Source organism: Mycobacterium sp. NGS64 (assembly GCF_059812245.1).
Genome location: NZ_JCALCI010000004.1, coordinates 342660 through 361157, shown reverse-complemented (window position 1 = coordinate 361157; position 18498 = coordinate 342660). Strand labels below are relative to the sequence as shown.

12 protein-coding genes and 1 other RNA gene are annotated in these 18498 nt (G+C 70.6%); 6 read left to right on the top strand and 7 right to left on the bottom strand.

The features are described 5' to 3' along the window. Positions 1 to 35: 35 nt before the first annotated feature. The 4 genes from AC5Y4S_RS19630 to AC5Y4S_RS19615 form a co-directional block, all read right to left on the bottom strand. Positions 36 to 1691 (bottom strand): PE family protein, encoded by a 1656-nt coding sequence (locus tag AC5Y4S_RS19630; RefSeq protein ID WP_500034329.1) that lies wholly within the window; start codon positions 1689 to 1691, stop codon positions 36 to 38. Between the two features lie 107 nt (positions 1692 to 1798). Next, positions 1799 to 3370, bottom strand: coding sequence for an alpha/beta hydrolase (locus tag AC5Y4S_RS19625; protein WP_500034623.1), 1572 nt, complete (start codon positions 3368 to 3370; stop codon positions 1799 to 1801). 233 nt (positions 3371 to 3603) lie between these two features. Further along, positions 3604 to 5166 (bottom strand): alpha/beta hydrolase, encoded by a 1563-nt coding sequence (locus AC5Y4S_RS19620; RefSeq protein WP_500034622.1) that lies wholly within the window; start codon positions 5164 to 5166, stop codon positions 3604 to 3606. 51 nt (positions 5167 to 5217) lie between these two features. Then, on the bottom strand, positions 5218 to 6600 hold the full coding sequence (locus AC5Y4S_RS19615; RefSeq protein WP_500034328.1) for a WS/DGAT/MGAT family O-acyltransferase: 1383 nt from the start codon (positions 6598 to 6600) through the stop codon (positions 5218 to 5220). 131 nt (positions 6601 to 6731) lie between these two features. Between AC5Y4S_RS19615 and panB the strand changes: the two genes are divergently transcribed. The 3 genes from panB (at position 6732) to AC5Y4S_RS19600 (ending at position 10478) form a co-directional block, all read left to right on the top strand. Continuing rightward, positions 6732 to 7577 carry a 3-methyl-2-oxobutanoate hydroxymethyltransferase gene (gene panB, locus AC5Y4S_RS19610; protein WP_500034327.1) on the top strand — a complete coding sequence of 282 codons (846 nt, stop codon included), beginning with the start codon at positions 6732 to 6734 and terminating at the stop codon, positions 7575 to 7577. A 178-nt stretch (positions 7578 to 7755) separates the two neighbouring features. Next, positions 7756 to 8919: a glycoside hydrolase 5 family protein gene (locus AC5Y4S_RS19605; RefSeq protein WP_085190458.1), complete on the top strand. Its 1164-nt coding sequence runs from the start codon at positions 7756 to 7758 to the stop codon at positions 8917 to 8919. 56 nt (positions 8920 to 8975) lie between these two features. Beyond that, positions 8976 to 10478, top strand: a complete 1503-nt coding sequence (locus AC5Y4S_RS19600; RefSeq protein WP_500034326.1) for a CYTH and CHAD domain-containing protein — start codon at positions 8976 to 8978, stop codon at positions 10476 to 10478. 17 nt (positions 10479 to 10495) lie between these two features. On the opposite strand, the gene rnpB is transcribed toward AC5Y4S_RS19600, so the two are convergent. Then, an RNA gene (rnpB, locus tag AC5Y4S_RS19595) (RNase P RNA component class A) lies at positions 10496 to 10897 on the bottom strand. Positions 10898 to 11009: 112 nt separating this feature from the next. Here rnpB and AC5Y4S_RS19590 point away from each other — a divergent pair. Together AC5Y4S_RS19590 and AC5Y4S_RS19585 are read left to right on the top strand one after the other, a co-directional pair. Then, the gene (locus tag AC5Y4S_RS19590) at positions 11010 to 12179 is read left to right on the top strand and encodes a cytochrome P450 (protein ID WP_500034325.1); all 1170 of its coding nucleotides are present in this window, start codon (positions 11010 to 11012) and stop codon (positions 12177 to 12179) included. Beyond that, positions 12176 to 12370: a ferredoxin gene (locus AC5Y4S_RS19585; protein ID WP_500034324.1), complete on the top strand. Its 195-nt coding sequence runs from the start codon at positions 12176 to 12178 to the stop codon at positions 12368 to 12370. The genes AC5Y4S_RS19590 and AC5Y4S_RS19585 overlap by 4 nt, the downstream gene beginning before the upstream one ends. Positions 12371 to 12373: 3 nt before the next feature. Here the strand turns inward: AC5Y4S_RS19585 and AC5Y4S_RS19580 are convergent, their stop codons facing one another. Continuing rightward, the gene (locus AC5Y4S_RS19580) at positions 12374 to 13456 is read right to left on the bottom strand and encodes a Zn-dependent alcohol dehydrogenase (RefSeq protein ID WP_500034323.1); all 1083 of its coding nucleotides are present in this window, start codon (positions 13454 to 13456) and stop codon (positions 12374 to 12376) included. A gap of 75 nt (positions 13457 to 13531) precedes the next feature. Between AC5Y4S_RS19580 and AC5Y4S_RS19575 the strand changes: the two genes are divergently transcribed. Then, positions 13532 to 15016, top strand: coding sequence for an aldehyde dehydrogenase family protein (locus AC5Y4S_RS19575; RefSeq protein WP_500034322.1), 1485 nt, complete (start codon positions 13532 to 13534; stop codon positions 15014 to 15016). Here the strand turns inward: AC5Y4S_RS19575 and AC5Y4S_RS19570 are convergent. Further along, a complete protein-coding gene (locus AC5Y4S_RS19570) occupies positions 15013 to 18480 on the bottom strand; it encodes a WD40 repeat domain-containing protein (protein WP_500034321.1) in 3468 nt (1155 codons plus the stop codon). The genes AC5Y4S_RS19575 and AC5Y4S_RS19570 overlap by 4 nt on opposite strands. Between the last annotated feature and the right edge of the window lie 18 nt (positions 18481 to 18498).

The following is an 18498-nucleotide window of genomic DNA, read 5'->3' as shown; positions in this document are numbered from 1 at the left end:
AACCGTTGCAGCGCTCCGCCCTTGATTCGGGTGCGCTAGAGGCCTGTGCCGCCGCGGCCGCCGGTGGCGGTGCCGTTGCCGGCACTTATGACGGCGGCGCTGCCACCACCGCCACCGCCGCCACCACCGGCGAGAACGTCGCCGAGGCCGCCCGCGCCACCGGTGGCGCCGCCGCTTCCGGTGCCGCTGTGGCCGTTGCCGCCGCCGGTTCCGCCGACGCCACCGATGCCGCCGGGACCGCCGCTGCCCCCGGTTCCGCCGTCGACGCCGCCGCCAGTGCCGCCGCTGCCACCGGCGTTGGCGACGCCGATGCCGCCACCGCCACCCCCGCCCCCGGCGGCGTCCACAGCAGAGGCGTTGGCCCCGCTGACGGTGCCGCCGACGCCACCGTTGAGCACGAAGACGCCGGGACCCGCTCCGTTGCCCCCGCTGCCGCCGGTGATCGTGGTGGCACCGACATTGACTGCCGCGCCGCCGCCGCCACCGCCACCGGTACCGCCCTGGATCAGCAGGTTGGGGCCGCCGCCTTGACCTCCGACGCCGCCGCTGCTGGTGAGGTCGAGGCCGAGGGCGGGATCGATTATTTCCGCGCCGCCGCCTTGGCCCCCGGCTCCCGCGGCGCCGCCAGCGCCGCCGGTGACGAACAAGCCGCCCAATTGGCCGCTGCCTCCCACGCCACCGCCGCCGCCACCGCCGCCGGCGATGGCACCACTGGCGGTGGTGAGCACGCCCTGGCCGCCGACGCCGCCGTTGCCGCCGTGGCCGCCGTTGAGGCCCGTACCGCCGGCCCCGCCGGCGCCACCGGTGCCGCCGACGCCGCCATTGAAGCTGGTAGAGCCGCCGGGGCCGCCATCGCCACCGGCGCCGCCGGTGCCCCCTTCGCCGAACAGGCCCGAGCCTGCGCCGCCGGCCCCGCCCACGCCGCCGGCCCCGCCGTCGCCGCCGTTGATGGAGCCCTCGGTACCCGACAACCCGGTGCCGCCGGTCCCGCCCATGCCTCCGGTGCCGCCCATGCTCAGCAGACCGATACCCGCCCCGCCGGGCCCGCCCGTTCCGCCAACGCCGCCCGCGAGGCCGGCGCCGCCGGTGCCGCCGACACCGCCGTTGCCGAAGAGGACGCCGCCAGTGCCGCCCGCGCCCCCGACGCCGCCGGTTGCGCCGGCCCCACCGGCCCCGCCGGCCCCGCCGTTGCCGAGCAACCCGGCGTTACCGCCCCGGCCGCCGGGTTGCCCCGGCAGGCCGGACCCGCCGTTGCCGCCGTTGCCCCACAAGAGCCCGCCCGGCCCGCCGGGCTGTCCGGTCCCCGGCGCCCCATTGGTGCCGTTGCCGATCAACGGGGTCCCCAGCAACAACTCCGTGGGCGAGTTGATCGCCCCTCGCACGTCTTGCCAAACGGCTTGCAACGGCGAAACATTCGCCGCCTCGGCCGCCGTATACCCCCCGGCCGCCGCACGCAGGGCCTGCACGAACTGGTCATGAAACACGGCCGCGTGCGCGCCGAGTCCCTGGAACTGCTGGCCGTGGGCGGAGAACAGCGCCGCGATGGCCGCGGACACCTCGTCTTCCCCCGCGGCCAGCACCCCCGTCGTCGAGGCCGCCGCCGCGCGGGCCGCGCCGAGCGTCGACCCGATACCGGCCAGATCCGACGCGGCCGCCGCCATCAGCTCCGGCGCCGCGATGAGAAACGACATGTCGGTCCACCTACCAGCTAGCCCCGGTTGTCACTAGCCCGGCGGTCCTCCATCCGTCAGGTGCAAGCAACGTAGCAGGACGGCCGACGGCAGGCCCGAGGTTTGGCTCAGGGCCGGCACCGCAGCGACGCGGGCGGCAGTGCGCCCGCGACGAAGTAACGCACCACCGCGGTGTCCACGCACTGGTCGCCGTTGAACACGGCGGTGTGCTGGGTGCCGTCGTAGCTGATCAGCGGCGCGCCGAGCTGCCGGGCCAGGTTGACGCCGGCCTGGTACGGCGTGGCCGGGTCATGGGTCGTGGAGACGACGACGGCCTTGCCGGGCGCGACGGGCGCCGCGGCGTGCGGCCTGGAGGTGGCGGGCACCGGCCACAGCGCGCACAGGTCGCGCGGCGCGTTTCCGGTGAACTGCCCGTAGCTCAGGAACGGGGCGACCTGGCGCATCTTCTGATCGGCGGCGACCCAGGTCGCCGCATCCGTCGGTGTCGGTGCGTCGACGCAGCGCACGGCGTTGAACGCGTCCTGGTCGTTGCTGTAGTGCCCGGTCTTGTCGCGGCCCTCGTAATCGTCGGCCAGCATCAGCAGGTCGCCGGCGTCGGTGCCGCGCGCCAGTCCGAGCAGGCCACTCGTCAGGTACTTCCAGTGCGCCGGGGTGTAAAGCGCGTTGATGGTGCCGGTGGTCGCGTCGGCGTAGCTCAGCCCGCGCGGGTCCGACGTCCGGCCCGGCTTGGCGACCAGCGGGTCGACCAGCGCGTGGTAGCGGTTGACGAATTGAGCCGGATCGGTGCCCAGCGGGCATCCGGCCGCGCGGGCGCAGTCGGTGGCGTAGTCGTTGAAAGCCGTTTGGAATCCGGCCATTTGGTTGATGTTCTCGGTGACCGGGTCCACGGTCGGGTCGATGGCGCCGTCGAGCACCATCGCCCGCACGTGATCGCCGAACGCCTCGAGGTAGGCGGTGCCGAGTTCGGTGCCGTAGCTGTAGCCGAGGTAGTTGATCTGTTCGTCGCCCAGCGCCTGGCGGACCGTGTCCATGTCGCGCGCGACGGACGCGGTGCCGGCGTTGGCCAGGAACGCGTTGCCCATCCGGCTGGCGCATTGCTGGGCCAGGTGTTGGTTGATCTGCTCGATGTGCGCCACGCCGGCCGGGCTGTAATCGACCATCGGTTCGCGGCGGAACGCGTCGAAGTCGGCGTCGCTGCGGCAGCGCAACGGCGGGGTCGAGTGGCCCACCCCTCGAGGGTCGAACCCGACCAGGTCGAAGTTGCGGGTGATATCGCTGTTCTCCAGGTCCGATGCCATGCCGGCGACCATGTCGACCGCGGACGCGCCCGGCCCGCCCGGGTTGATCAACAGCGATCCCATCCGTCGTCCCGTCGCGGGCACGCGGATCACCGCCAGCTTGGCTTGCGCGCCGCCCGGATTGGCGTAGTCGACGGGGACCGACACGGTGGTGCACTGGGCGGTGGGGACGTCGCTGGTGTCGGTCAGGAATTGGCTGCAGCTGCCCCAGTTCTGCGGGCGCGCCGCAGCGGCCGGCGGAGCCGGGGTCGGGGTCTGGCCCGCACCCGGTTCCGGGGTCGCGCCGGCCACCGGCAGGGGCAGCAACGGTTGTCCCGCAACCAGAATCCCGAACGACAGCAGCGCCGAGCTCAGCGGTCTCAGGCGCGACATGGCTGTCAATATTTGCAGCACCGAATACCCGTCCGAACGCGAAACGGTCACGGCTTGATCTCGCCTCGGCGCGTCGCGACCTGGTCGCGTCGTCGGGCGTTGGGTGTGAATCGTGGGGGTTCCATGTGAGCCCAGGGCGGGAAAATCGCCGAAACCCCGCCCTAGGCGCACACCGAAAACCGCCAGCTCACAATCAAGGCCCAGGGCGGCGCGTCGCTACTAGTCTCGGCGAAACGACGCCCCTAGCACTTGGCGCCGCTCGGCGGCGTGTCGCCGCCGATCAGGTACTGCGTCACGTAGTCGTCGATGCAGCTGTCGCCCTGGAAGACCACCGTGTGCTGGGTGCCGTCGAAGGTCAGCAGCGAGCCGCGCAGCTCCTGCGCCAGGTCGACGCCGGCCTTGTAGGGGGTCGCCGGGTCGTGCGTGGTCGACACCACCACCGTCGGCGCCAGGCCGGGCGCCGTGATGGCGTGCGGCTTGCTCGTCGGCGGCACCGGCCAGAACGCACAGGTGCCCAGCGGCGCGTCGCCGGTGAACTGCCCGTAGCTCATGAACGGGGCGATCTCCCGGGACCGGCGGTCCTCGTCGATCACCTTGGCGCGGTCCGTAATCGCCGGCTGGTCAACGCAATTGATCGCGACCCGGGCGTCGGTGGCGTTGGTGTAGTGGCCGTGCGGGTCGCGGCGCATGTACATGTCGGCCAACGCCAGCATGGTGTCGCCGCGGTGGTCGGCCAGCTCGGACAGGCCGTCGGTCAGGTGGTGCCACAGCGACGGCGAGTACAGCGCCATGATGGTCCCCACGATGGCGTCGGCATAACTCAACCCGCGCGGGTCCTTGGTGGGTATCGGCCGGCCGACCATCTCGTTGTTCGGGTCCACCATCGGGTCGACCAGGCTGTGATAGACGGTGACCGCCTTGGCCGGGTCGGTGCCCAGCGGGCAGGTCGGCTGCTTGGCGCAGTCGGTGGCGAAGTCGTTGAACGCGTCCTGAAATCCCTTGGCCTGACGCAGATCCGCCTCGATCTGGTCGGCGTTCGGGTCGACGGCGCCGTCGAGGATCATCGCGCGCACCTTGGTGGGATAGGCCTCCGCGTAGGCCGAGCCGATCCGGGTGCCGTAGGAGTAGCCGAGGTAGGTCAGCTTGTCGTCGCCCAGCGCCGCGCGGATGGCGTCCAGGTCGCGGGCGACGTTGACCGTGCCCACGTTCGCCAGGAAGTCCTTGCCCATCTTGTCGACGCAGCGGCCGACGAACTGCTTGGTCTCGTCCTCCATGTGGGCCACGCCGGCCGGGCTGTAGTCGACGTTCGGCTCGGTGCGCAGCCGGTCATTGTCGGCGTCGGAATTGCACCAGATCGCCGGCCGCGACGACCCGACCCCGCGCGGGTCGAACCCGACCAGGTCGAAGCGCTCACGAATGCGCTTCGGCAACGTCTGCACGACGCTCAACGCGGCGTCGATGCCGGACTCGCCGGGGCCGCCGGGATTGATCACCAGCGAGCCGATCTTGTCCCCGGTCGCGGGAAACCGAACCATCGCCAGCGTCGCCACGTCGCCGTCGAGGTGGTCGTAGTCGACGGGCACGGCCAGCCTGCCGCACATCGCGCCGCTGGGGATCTTGGCCTTGGGGTTGGACGAGCGGCACGGCGTCCATTCGATCGCCTGGCCCAGCTTGGGCCCAGCCATGACGGCGCGCCCACCGACAACGCGGAGACAGCCGCCGAGCAGCATCGCCACGGCGGCGAGCGCCATCCAGATCAGCAGCGTGCGCGCGACCTTGTCGCGGCGAGTCAACCCCATGCCCACATATGCTGCCAGAGCCAACCTGAGATTCTGATGTGCGCCTCCAGCGGCGAACTATCCGACGGCCGCGAGCAGTTCTTCCATCGCCACCGCGAAGTCGTCGGCCATCTCCCACAGGTCCGGCAGCAACTCCGGGCACGAGATCAGCCCGACGTCCAACGTCCCGTTCAGCGACATCACGGTGATGTTGAGCCCCGAGCCGTGGAAAATCGGGCCCAGCGGGTACATCGCCTTGACCTCGCAGCCCAGGAAGTACAGCGGCTCCTGCGGACCCGGGACGTTGGAGACCACCAGGTTGTGCACCGGCATGGCCTCGGTCAGCCGGGTCCGGGCGTACAGCCGCATCGCGACGCCGAAGACCGCCGGCGCGGCGAACTGCGTCCAGTCCTGCAGCAGTGAGGCACCGATGGCCGAACTGTGTTCCTTGGCAAGGGAATTCGCCTCGGCGATGGCCTTGAGGCGCTCGACCGGATCGGCGATCTCGGTGTGCAGGTTGGAGAACATGGCCGAAACCTGGTTGCGGCCCGGGCGATCCGACTTTCCGTGCACCGACACCGGAACGGAGGCCACCAGCGACGTGTCGGGCAACGCGTCGCGCTCGGCCAGGTACTGGCGCAGCACCCCGGACACCAGGGCCATCACCACGTCGTTGACCTTGACGCCGAAGTGGTTCTTGACGGTCTTGACGTCCTCGAGGTCCAGCTGCGCGTACGCGATGTTGCGGCGGCCGGTGATGGAGGCGTTGAACGCGGTACGCGGCGCGGCGAACGGACGCGCCATCGCCTGACCCTCGGCGGCCTTGCGCACCGTCGCGACCACCGAGGACACGGTCTGGGGCACCACGTTGGCCAGCCGCAGCGGCCGGCGGGCGAACCGGACCAACCCGCCCGCGGCGATCTGCCATCCGCTGCCGCCGCCGACGCCGTCCACCGGATCGGGTGCGGGCGCGTCGGCCTCGGTGGCGCACAGCTGCGACATCAGATTCGCGCCCGTCACGCCGTCCACCCCGCAGTGGTGCACCTTGGTCATCACCGCCAGCCGATCGGAATCGGCGCCCGCCACCCCTTCGATCACCCACATCTCCCACAGCGGCCGGCTCCGGTCCAACGGCAGCGACGCGATGTGCCCGCAGATTTCCGACAACTCGCTGCGGCCGCCCGGCGGCGGCAACCCGATGCGGTGCAGGTGGCGATCCACGTCGAAGCTCTCGTCCTCCACCCACACCGGGTGATCGAGGTTCAGCGCGCTGTCGGCGAGCTTCTCGCGGAACTGCGGCATCGCCTTCAGGAACAGCGTCAGCGCGTCGCGCAGCCGGTCGAAGGTGTAGCCGCCCGGCATCGTCGATGTGTCCACCTCGATGATCGAGCAAACATGCATGGGCTGCGCGGCGGTCTCGAGGTACAGGAAACTGGCGTCGAGTCCGCTGAGCCGCTGCATGCGGAAATGGTATGACTCACACCACACAGGCGGTGCAACCGCGCACCCGAGATGGCAGAATGGCGGGAGTCAGCGAACCCGGGGACCGCAATGGCCACGAGGATCGATCCGACCAACTACCAGGGACAATGATGTCTGAGCAGAATCCTTATGGTGCCAATCCGCCTGCGCAAGCCAAGCCGCCGGCCCGGATTCGCACCCACCACCTGCAGAAAATGAAGGCCGAAGGCCACAAGTGGGCCATGCTCACGGCCTACGACTATTCGACCGCCCGGATCTTCGACGACGCCGGCATCCCGGTGCTGCTGGTCGGTGATTCGGCCGCCAACGTGGTGTACGGCTACGACACCACGGTTCCGGTCTCGATCGACGAACTCATCCCGCTGGTGCGCGGCGTCGCGCGCGGCGCCCAACAGGCGATGGTCGTCGCCGACCTGCCGTTCGGCAGCTACGAGGCCGGCCCGGCCGCGGCGCTGGCCGCCGCGACCCGGTTCATGAAGGAGGGCGGCGCGCACGCCGTCAAGCTCGAGGGCGGCGAGCGGGTGGCCGACCAGATCGCCTGCCTGACCGCGGCGGGCATCCCGGTGATGGCCCACATCGGCTTCACGCCGCAGAGCGTGAACAGCCTCGGCGGCTTCAAGGTGCAGGGCCGCGGTGACGCCGCGGAGCAAACCGTGCACGACGCGATCGCCGTCGCCGAGGCCGGCGCGTTCTCCGTCGTGATGGAGATGGTGCCCGCCGAGCTGGCTACCCAGATCACCGGCAAGCTCACCATCCCGACCATCGGGATCGGGGCCGGGCCCAACTGCGACGCCCAGGTCCTGGTCTGGCAGGACATGGCCGGCCTGAGCGGCGGCAAGCCGCCGCGGTTCGTCAAGCGGTTCGCCGACGTCGGGGCCGAATTGCGAAAGGCCGCAACGCAATACGCGCAAGAGGTGGCCGCAGGCTCGTTCCCCGCCGAGGAGCACTGCTTCTGACGTCCGCTTAGCCGAAAGGCGCGCCACCCGCCCTTTCCCCCGCTGGAAGCGGCGGTCCCGGTCATCCTGGAGATTGCTGAAACCTCTTGTGTGACACCGCTGGTAGGGTTACCGCTATGGGCGACCGGGGCTCGTGAGCGGGGTTGAAGAAATCGTCGGCAGTAATCGTGGTGGCCTCGTGCACCGCCGAACGGTCCTGGCGTTGCCGCTGCTATTGGCGGGCGGCGCCGCCCTGACGCGAGTGCCCCGCGCCGCCGCGCAACCGCCGCCCGGCCCACCGGAATCGAGCCGGTGGTCGACCGAGCGCGCCGACCGCTGGTACCGGGCGCAGGGCTGGCTGGTCGGCGCCAACTACGTCACCTCTAACGCGATCAACCAGCTGGAGATGTTCCAGCCTGACACCTTCGACCCGCTGCGCATCCACGTCGAGCTGGGCTGGGCCCGCTCCGCCGGATTCAATGCCGTGCGGGTTTTTCTGCACGACCAGCTGTGGACCCAGGATCAGCGCGGCTTCCAGGCCCGCCTCGCCCAGTTCGTCGCCATCGCCGCCGACCGCGGCATCAAGCCGCTGTTCGTCTTGTTCGACTCGTGCTGGGACCCCTTCCCCAAGGTCGGGCCGCAGCGGTCCCCGACGCCCGGCGTGCACAACTCCGGCTGGGTGCAGGGCCCGGGCGCCGAACGCCTCGGCGACCGCGGCTACCTCGACACCATGCGCGCCTACGTGACGGGGGTGCTGACCCAATTCCGCAACGACGACCGGGTTTTGGGTTGGGACCTGTGGAACGAGCCCGACAACCCCTCGCACCACTACGCGTCGGTCGAGCGGCCGGACAAGGAGCAGCTCGTGGCGGACCTGCTGCCGCAGGTGTTCGCGTGGGCCCGTTCGGTCGATCCCGTCCAGCCGTTGACGAGCGCGGTGTGGCAGGGCGAATGGCCCGACGCTGGAAGCACCAGCGCGATCGCCGCCATTCAGCTGGGCAACTCCGACTTCCTGACGTTCCACTCCTACGGCGAGCCGGCCGGCTTCGAGAACCGCATCGACGAGCTCGCCTCGCAGGACCGGCCGATCGTCTGCACCGAGTACCTGGCCCGGCCGCTGGGCAGCACCGTCGCGGACATCCTGCCAATTGCCAAGCGCCGCAAGGTCGGTGCGATCAATTGGGGGCTCGTCGCGGGCAAGACCCAGACGTACTTCCCGTGGGACTCATGGGATCACCCGTACGCCTCGATTCCCGACGTGTGGTTCCACGACCTGTTGCAACCCGACGGGCGGCCGTTCCAGGAGAGCGAAATCCAAACGTTCCGTCAGCTGACCGGCGGGGCGATGCATCTCAACCAGTAGCACCGCGATATGGCACCCTATGGGTTGCCCACCACGCCGCCTCAATGGAGCCGAGAATGCCTGTAAAAGCGCCGAAAACCTCGCGTCATCTGGAGGTGGAGCGCAAGTTCGACGTCGTGGAGTCCACCGTGTCGCCGTCGTTTGAAGGCATCGCCGCGATCGCTCACGTCGACAAGTCGGCGGTCGAATCGCTGGACGCGACGTACTTCGACACGCCGGGGCAGGACCTGGCGCGCAACAAGATCACCCTGCGCCGCCGCACGGGCGGTCACGACGCGGGCTGGCACCTCAAGTTGCCGTCCGGCCCGGAGGCGCGCACCGAGGTTCGCGCACCGCTGGACGCCTCAGAGCCCGACACCGTGCCGGGCGAGTTGCGCGATGTGGTGCTCGCCATCGTGCGGGAGCGCCCGCTCGTACCCGTCGCCCGGATCAGCACCGAACGCGAAACCCAGGTGCTCTACGGCGCGGACGGGGCGGCGCTGGCCGAGTTCAGCAACGACCACGTCACCGCGTGGGCGGCCGGCGACTCCAACGCCCAGCCCGCCGAACAGGAGTGGCGCGAGTGGGAACTCGAGCTCGCCGAGGGCAACGGCGCTGCCGACACCGAGCTGCTGAGCCGGTTGAGCAACCGGCTGCTGGACGCCGGTGCCGCGCCCGCCGGTCACGCCTCCAAGCTGGCCCGCGTGCTCGGCACGCCGGCGCGTTCCGACGGCGCGGCCGAGCCGGCCGACCCGGTGCACCGGGCGGTGGCCGAGCAGGTCGGCGAGCTGCTGGTGTGGGATCGGGCGGTGCGCGCCGACGCCTACGATGCGGTGCACCAGATGCGGGTGACCATCCGCAAGATCCGCAGCCTGCTGGCCGACTCCGGCGACTCGTTCGGGTTGTCCGAGAACGCGTGGATCCTCGACGAGCTCCGCGAGCTGGGCAACGTGCTGGGCGCGGCCCGCGACGCCGAGGTGTTGGCCGAGCGCTACCAGCAGGCGTTGGACAAGCTGCCACCCGAGCTGGTGCGCGGACGCATCCGCGAACGCCTCGTCGACGGGGCGCGCCGCCGCTACCAGACCGGGCTGCGGCGGTCGCTGATCGCGATGCGCTCGCAGCGATACTTCCGGCTGCTCGACGCCCTCGAGGCGTGGGTGGCCGAAGCTCCTGCGGCGGTTCCGGGCGAGGAGGCCGCGCCGGTGACCCTCGATGCGGCTTACCGCAAGGTCCGCAAGGCGGCGAAGGCCGCCGCCCAGGTGGAATCCGGCGACGAGCACGATCGAGACCTGGCGCTGCATCGAATTCGCAAGCGCGCGAAGCGACTTCGCTACACCGCCGCGGCCACCGGCGCCACGCAGGTGTCCGAGCAGGCGAAGGTCATCCAGACGCTGCTGGGCGATCACCAGGACAGCGTCGTCAGCCGCGAGCACCTGGGTCATCAGGCCGAGGCCGCGCACACGGCCGGTGAGGACACCTTCACCTATGGGCTGCTGTACCAGCAGGAGGCCGACCTCGCCGAGCGGTGCCGTCAGCAACTCGACGACGCGCTGCGCAAACTCGCCAAGGCGGTGCGCTAACCCCCATAGCAGGTGGGCGGACGAGTTGGCCTGTAAGCCGGATTCTGTTCCCCGCCGCCGCGGCATCAGCAACGGCGGCGGGGCGGCGACCATCCATCTGGACACACCGTTGCCGGGTGCCTCGAGCGGCCTACCCGCAGGCTCGGGCGAGCAACCCTCGAACGCCTGCGCGGCCGCACCTTTCGATGCGGCCTTCTTGGCCTTGCTTCGGGTGGGGTTTGCCTAGCCACTCCGGTCACCCGGAATGCTGGTGCGCTCTTACCGCACCGTTTCACCCTTACCACCGCGAGGGTGGCGGTTTGTTTTCTGTGGCACTTTCCCGCGAGTCACCTCGGATTGCCGTTAGCAATCACCCTGCTCTGTGAAGTCCGGACTTTCCTCGACTCGACGATGCGAGCCGCGGCCGCCCGGCCAACTCGTCCGCGACGGTCCACGGTACCCGCTGGAGAATCTGCTGACCAGCGGCATTCGGCCGTTGCCGCATTTATTCAATCATTGCCTAAATAGCGATGTTGGTGTCACATTGACCGCATGACAGAAACCGAAGGGTATGTCGATCAGGCGTTCGCGGGACTCGCTGATCCGCAGCCGATGTACAAGGCGTTGCGCGAAACCACCCCGGTGTTCCGGTCGCCGTCGGCGTGGGTTCTCAGTCGTCTGGCCGACATCGAGATGGCCCTCAAGCACACCGAGTTGTTCTCGTCGAACATGGACGCCGTCGACCTCGGGAACGTCCGACCGATGATCCCGCTGCAAATCGACCCGCCCGATCACGCGAAATACCGCCGCGTCCTCGACCCGCTGTTCACCCCGCGGGAGATGGCCCGGCGCGAACCCGGCGTCAGCGAGCTCGTCAACGAGATGATCGACCGCTTCGCCGGTCGCGGCGAATGCGACTTCCACGAAGAGTTCGCCGTCCCCCTCCCCTGCACCGTTTTCCTGCAATTGCTCGGCCTGCCGCTGGAGGACCTCGACCAGTTCCTGGAGTGGAAGGACGGCATCATCCGCCCGCCGGGCGACTCCGGCTACGACCGCCGCCACGAGTCCGGTGCTCCGACGGCGCAACAGATCTACGAGTACTTCGACCGTGCCATCGACGACCACATCGCCAATCCGCGCGACGACGTGCTGTCCGCCATGATCGCGGCGAATGTGGAAGGCAAACCGCTAACCCGCGAGGAACTGCTCGACATCTGCATCCTGTTCCTGATCGCCGGGCTCGACACCGTAACCGACTCCCTGGACTGCTTTTTCGTGTTCCTGGCCCGCCACCCCGAGCACCGTCGCCAGCTCGTCGAGCAGCCCGAGATACTGCCGAGCGCCATCGAGGAGCTGTTGCGCTGGGAGACGCCCGTGCCGGGCGTGGCCCGCGTCTGCATCCAGGACACCGAGGTGGGCGGGTGCCCGATCAGCAAGGGTGAACGGGTCAGCCCGCTGCTCGGCGCGGCCAACACCGACCCCGCCGAGTTCCCCGACCCGGAGCTGGTGGACTTCACGCGTAATCCAAACCGGCACCGCGCCTTTGGCGGTGGCCCACACCGCTGCCTGGGATCGCACCTAGCCCGCATGGAGCTGCGGGTGGCGTTGCGCGAATTCCACCGCCGCATCCCGGATTACGAGGTCAAGCCCGGCACGCAGCTGAGCTATACCGCCGCGCTGCGGTCGGTGGAGTCGCTGCCGCTGGTGTTCCCGGCGTCATGACCCGCATTGCTGTGGATGCCGACCGCTGCACGGGACACGGCCGCTGCTACACGTTGGCGCCCGGCGTCTTCGACGCCGACGACGTGGGCCACTGCGTCGTGCTCGTCGAGGAGGTCGCGGGCGAACTCGAGGCGCAGGCCAAAACGGGCGAGGAGAACTGCCCGGAGCAGGCAATCACGCTGTCGCCCTGAGGATTACGCGAAGCACACCACGCTGCGGGCGCCGCGCCCCGCGGACATGTCGGTGAACGCCGCCTCGACGTCGTCGATGCCGATCCGCCGCGTCACCAACGCTTCGAGGTCGAGCTTGCCGCGTTGGGCCAGCGCGGCAAGCACCGGGATGTCGCGCGCCGGGTCGCTGGCGCCGTAGACGCTGCCCTGGATCGCCTTGCCGTCGGCCATCAACGACAGCGCGGGAAACGTCACCTCCTCGGCGATGCCGGCGGCGCCCACCAGTGTCACCTTGCCGCCGCGCCGGGTGGCCTCGTAGGCCAGGCGCATGGTCGCGGGCTTGCCCACCACCTCGACCCCGTGGTCGACCCCCAGACCCCCGGTGAGGTCGCGCACCGCGGCGACGACGTCGGTCTCGCTGGCGTCGATGGTGTCGGTTGCGCCGTTGGCCACCGCGGCGGGCAGCTGGCCGGCGGCCCGGTCGGCGGCGATGATTGGCGCCGCCCCGGCCAGCCGAGCGCCCTGGATGGCGGCCAAACCGACACCGCCACAACCGATTACGAGCACGCTCTCCCCGGGGCGCACGGCCGCGGTGCGCATCACCGCGCCGACCCCGGTGGTGACGCCGCAGCCCAGCAGCGCCGCGAGGTCGAGCGGCAGCGAGTCGTCGACTCGCACCACCGCCGCGGCCGGCAGCAGCGTTTCCTCGGCCAGCGATCCGACGCCCATTCCCGGCCACACCGGGGCGCCGGCGCCCTCGGCGTACGGGCCGCCGTAGGCGTGGTCGTAGCCGTGCACACACAGCTGGGCCTCGCCGCGCAGGCAATGCGGGCAGGAGCGGCAGGGCACGTTCCACGTCAGCACCACGTGGTCGCCCGGGCTGACGGTGGTGACGTCGGCGCCGACCTCGGCGACGATCCCCGCGCCCTCGTGTCCGAGCGTCGACGGCAGCAGCGTCGGTATCGCCCCGTCGCGCAACGACAGATCGCTGTGGCACACCCCGCTGGCGTGCAACCGCACCCGGACCTCGTGGCTGGCCAGCGGCCGCAACGCGAGCTCCTCCACCGCCGTGGGCTGTCCGACCTCGCGCAGCACGACGGCTTTCATCGGACCAAAAATGTGATCGGCGTCATAGCGACTTACCATGGCTGGACAACCGCACCGGGTCAAGGGAGACGGGCGATGACAACTACGGTCCACCAAGCGCCGGCGACCGATTCGGTCCTGACCATCGGCGGCCAGCCGCAGGAAGGCGCCGCGGGAACCTACCCGGTGCACAACCCGGCCCGGCCGGCCGAGATCGTCGGCCACGCACCCGCCGCCGACCGTGCCCAACTACACGCCGCGGTGTCGGCGGCGAAGCGGGCGGCGGCGGGCTGGCGCGCGCTCGGCGTCGCCGAGCGCGTCGCCGCCATCTCGGTGGCCGCGGCCACGGCCGCCGAACAGCTAGCCGCCCGCGATGGCGCGCGGCTGTACACCCGCGAGCACGGCAAGGTGCTCACCGAGGCGAACTTCGAGATCAGCACCGGGCCGGGCCTCGCCGCGCTGATCGGCTCGATGGCCGAGGCGGCGCTGGCGCCCGAGCAGGTCGACCCCGGCTCCGTTTACCCGCGGCTGCATCGCGAGCCGTACGGCGTGGCCGCGCTGGTGCTGCCGTTCAACTGGCCACTGGCGCTAACGATGACGAAGCTCGCGTCGGCGCTGACGGCGGGCAACACCGCCGTCGTCAAGGTGCCGCCGAGCTGTCCGCTGGCCGCACTGCAGCTCGCCGGGGCGGTGGCCGCGGCGCTGCCGCCGGGCGTGGTGAACGTCCTGTCCGGACCGGGCAGCGAGCTGGCCCAGGCGCTGGTCACCCACCCGGGCATCGACCTGATCTCGCTGACCGGCGGCGTCGCCACCGGGCGCGCCGTCATGGCGGCCGCCGCCGCGCGCCTCACCCCGGTGCTGCTCGAGCTCGGCGGCAACGACGCCGCGATCATCGCGCCGGACATCGAGGTCACCGACGAGCTGGTGGAGCGGCTGGTGACGGCGACCTACACCACCGGCGGCCAGGTCTGCATGGCGATCAAGCGGCTGTACGCGCCCGCCGGCAAGGTCGGCGAACTGGCCGAGGCGGTGCTCGCGCGCTGCGAGCGCGAGGTGATCGGCGACGGGCTCGCCGACGAGACCACGCTCGGCCCGCTGCACACCGCCGCCGGGCGCGACAGGGTTGCCGCCCTGGTCGGTGACACCGAGGCCCAGGGCGCGTCGGTGCGCACCGCGGGGCGGATCCGCGAGGCCGACGCCGACTCCGGCGGCTACTTCGCGCTGCCGACGGTCGTCACCGAGCTCGCCGCCGATTCGCGGCTGGCCACCGAGGAGCAGTTCGGCCCGGTGCTGCCGATCTTCGGTTACGACGACATCGACGACGCCGTAACCGCCGCCAACGCAACAGAATTCGGACTCACCGCGTCGGTGTGGACCGGGGACGACGCGCTGGCCGACCGGATCACGGGCCGGCTCGTCGCGGGCACGGTCAGCGTCAACTGCCACGGCCTGGCCGCCCAAGACCCGCGCCTGCCGTTCGGCGGCTGCGGCCAGTCGGGCCTCGGCCGGGAACTCGGCGTCGACGGGATCCGGGCCTTCACCCAGCCGCGGACGTTCGTCCGGCATCCGGTGCCGAGCTAGCCACTACCCGCGATCGGCAGTCCCGGGCACAGCTTGACGTAGCCCATGTCGGGCGACACCCAGTCGCGCCACTGCTGGCGGCTCATGTTCGAGGTCAGCTTGGCGCACAGCATCTCCGGTGACGCATCCGCCGGCCATAGCCGCGCCGTGGTGTCGGCACCCGCGGAGGCCAGCCGTTGCCCGTCGGGGCTGTACGCCACGCTGAGCACCGGGCCGGTGTGTCCCTCGAGGTAGGCGCCGAACGGCTGGCCGGTGGTGGCATCCCAAAGTTGTAGCGTGCCTTCGCTTTCCGCGGTGGCCAGTCGCCGTCCGTTGGGACTGAAGGCCACGGCGTTCACGGTGTCGCCAGTTCCTCTCAAGGGGTCGCCGACCGGTTGTCCGGTTCCCGCGTCCCACACCCGCACCGTCTGGTCGCCGCTCGCGGTGGCCAGCCGGCGACCGTCCGGGCTGAACGCCACGCTAAACACCGGGCCGGTGTGGTCGGCGAGGACGGCGAGCGATTGGCCGGTGCCGGCGTCCCAGAGCCGCACCGTCTGGTCGACACTGGCCGAGGCCAGCCGGCGGCCGTCGGGGCTGAACACCACGCTGTCCACCCTGCGGGTGTGGCCGGTGAGGGCGACCGACTTGCCGCTGGCGACGTCCCATAGCCGCACCGTCTGGTCGTCGCCGGCCGACGCCAGCTGGCGGCCGTCGGGACTGAACGCCACGCTGAGCACGGGGCCGGTGTGACCGCGCAGCGGCGCGCCCACCGGTTGGCCGGTCCCGGCGTCCCACAGCCGCACCGTCTGGTCGTCGCCCGCCGAGGCGACGCGCCGCCCGTCGGGGCTGAACGCCACGCTGTTCACTTTGCCGGTGTGGCCGCGCAGGGGCGCGCCGACCGGTTGGCCGGTGCCGGCGTCCCACAGCCGCACCGTCTGGTCGTCGCTGGCCGAGGCCAGGCGGTGTCCGTCGGGGCTGAACGCCACGCTGTTCACCTTGCTGGTGTGGCCGACCATCGGTGCGCCGAACGGCTGGCCGGCGTCCCACAGCCGGACCGTGGCGTCGCTGCTTGCGGTTGCGAGGCGGCGCCCGTCCGGGCTGAACATCACGCCGTTCACGATGCCGCTGTGTCCGACGAGCAACGGGCCCCGGTCCTGGCCGTTGTCGGCGTCCCACAGTCGAACGGTCTGGTCAGCGCTCGCACTGGCCAACCGGTGTCCGGCGGGGTCGAAGGCCACGCTTTGCACCGGCCCGGTGTGACCGGTGAGGGGCGCGCCGACCGGTTGACCGGTGTCGGCATCCCATATCCGGACCGTCGTATCCATGCTCGCGGAAGCCAGCCGGTGCCCGTCGGGGCTGAACGCGACGCTGAGCACCGGGCCGATGTGCCCGACGAGGGGGGCGCCGATCGGTTGGCCGGTCCGGGCGTCCCACAGGCGTACGGTCTGGTCGTCGCTCGCCGAAGCCAGCCGCTGCCCGTCGGGGCTGTACGCCACGCCGACCACCGAACCCGTGTGGCCGACGAGCCGCGGACCGGGCGTGTAGCCGGCCCGGACATCCCACAGCTGCACGGTGCGATCGCTGCTCGCGGAGGCCAGCCAGTTCCCGTCCGGGCTGAACGCGACCCCGAGCGCCGAACCGGTGTGACCGCGAAGGGGTGCGCCGACCGGGTGGCCCGTCTCGGCGTCCCAGATTCGGACGGTCTTGTCCATGCTCGCGGAAGCCACCTGGCGCCCGTCGGGGCTGAACGCCACGCCGATCACGTTGTCCTGATGACCGGTCATCGCCGCGCCGACCTGTTGGCCGGTCTCGGCGTTCCACACCCGCACCGTCTTGTCGAGGCCGACGCTGGCAAGCCGGCGCCCGTCGGGGCTGAACGCCACACCGTTCACCGCGCCGGTGTGCCCGGTGATGATTTTGAGGGTGCTGGCTCGTTGGGCCACCGCGGTGTAGAGCGGGCCGTCGTCGGCGGGAGTGAGCAGGGCGCGCGCGGCGAGGATCTGCTGGAAGGCGCGCGCGTCCCCGCCGGGCTGGGTGCCGGCCAGCATGTCCTGCGCCTCGGCGATCAGGATCTGCCGCTGGGTGAGCAGCTTCTGGTGCAGCTGGCTCTGCGCCTCGTGTCGCGCTTGGACGGCCTGCACACCGAGCATCACGGCAACGAGGGCGACGACGGCGGTGACCGCCAACGCGGCAGCGAGAATCTGTAACCGTTTCCGTAGGGCGGCCGCGCGCCGCTGGGCGGCTTCGAGTCCGACTTGCGAGCCGTCGGCGCGGGATGCCAAGGTGGCCTTGGTCTTTCCCGTGCGTCGCCGATCTCGGTGTTCGCGGACCGCGTCGGTGAGCACATCGTGCGTGAGTTCGATGCGTTGCGCGCCGTAGCGTTCCTGCAGCCGTAGCAGCCGCGACCCGATCAGCCGGGACAGTTCGTCCTCGGTCAGCCGCGACGGCACCGCTTCCTCGCGGACATAGCTGTCGCGGAATCCCTTTTCGGTAATGAGCTCTGACTCGATGAACTGCGCGACACGCGGGGGAAGGTCGCGCACGCACGACTGGTAGTAGTTCGACAGGATGTCCCGCCTGGCGTCCTGGACCAGCCGGTCGTCGAAGTGGCTCTGCCCGCGCCGCTTCCGCTCCTCGTTGAGCTCGCGGCAGAAGAGGCTGAGCAGCGCGGGTTCGACCTCCAGGGCGTCGAAGTCGTCGGCGGCACGATCGACATCGGCAAATGGGGCGCCGCGGGCGCGGTGCAGGTCCTCGCCGGCGACGATGCCCACCACCCGGCGGGCCAGCGAACGGGGCATCATCTCTTCGGCCGGTTTGTACACCGCGTCGACTGCCTCGCTCGTCCCCATCGGCAAAAGGCGCATCCGCGACTGCCCGAGCGACGGGATGAGCTGGCGCCAGTCGTCGAGATCCGGGACAGATTCCTCCCGCAGGCAGATCAGTAACTTGTAACGGCCCTGCCGTTCGGCCAGCCCACCGAGCTCGTTCCTGAATTCCCGCACGAGATCAACCCGCTGGGCGGGCGTAACGAGTTCCTCGAACTGGTCGACAACGATCACCGGCGTCAGTAGCTCGCCCCGCTCGCTTCGGAGCTCGAAGTCGTCGCGATGCAGATATTCCGAAAGAGATTCGTCCTCCGCAGGCGGCACCGGATCGGGCACCTCGGCCCGAATCGAATCGAACAGCGATTGCCGCAATTGACGAGTCAGCGGTGCGGCGCCCGGCCCAACGTCAAAGCGCGCATAGACCGGCAGAAAGTGATTGTCGCGCAGCAAGCCGAACAGCCCCGCTCGCAGCAACGACGTCTTGCCGACGCCGGACCGCCCGTACAACAGGGTGATCGGAGCGTCGAGAACGCAGCTCAGCAGCGTCGTTGATTCGTGGCCACGCCCGTGGAAGAACGCGCTCCCGTGTTCCTCGAACGACTCGAGCCCCGGCCACGGGTTTTCGCTGTCGAGCTGTTCGGCCGCCGTCGCGCGCGTCATGCCGCGTCACCAAACCCC

Coding starts and splice junctions, on each gene's coding strand:
- AC5Y4S_RS19630 (WP_500034329.1), bottom strand. CDS start 1,691: ATGTCGTTTCTCATCGCGGCGCCGGAGCTGATGGCGGCGGCCGCGTCG.
- AC5Y4S_RS19590 (WP_500034325.1), top strand. CDS start 11,010: ATGACAGAAACCGAAGGGTATGTCGATCAGGCGTTCGCGGGACTCGCT.
- AC5Y4S_RS19575 (WP_500034322.1), top strand. CDS start 13,532: ATGACAACTACGGTCCACCAAGCGCCGGCGACCGATTCGGTCCTGACC.
- AC5Y4S_RS19585 (WP_500034324.1), top strand. CDS start 12,176: ATGACCCGCATTGCTGTGGATGCCGACCGCTGCACGGGACACGGCCGC.
- AC5Y4S_RS19580 (WP_500034323.1), bottom strand. CDS start 13,456: ATGAAAGCCGTCGTGCTGCGCGAGGTCGGACAGCCCACGGCGGTGGAG.
- panB (WP_500034327.1), top strand. CDS start 6,732: ATGTCTGAGCAGAATCCTTATGGTGCCAATCCGCCTGCGCAAGCCAAG.
- AC5Y4S_RS19600 (WP_500034326.1), top strand. CDS start 8,976: ATGCCTGTAAAAGCGCCGAAAACCTCGCGTCATCTGGAGGTGGAGCGC.
- AC5Y4S_RS19615 (WP_500034328.1), bottom strand. CDS start 6,600: ATGCAGCGGCTCAGCGGACTCGACGCCAGTTTCCTGTACCTCGAGACC.
- AC5Y4S_RS19570 (WP_500034321.1), bottom strand. CDS start 18,480: ATGACGCGCGCGACGGCGGCCGAACAGCTCGACAGCGAAAACCCGTGG.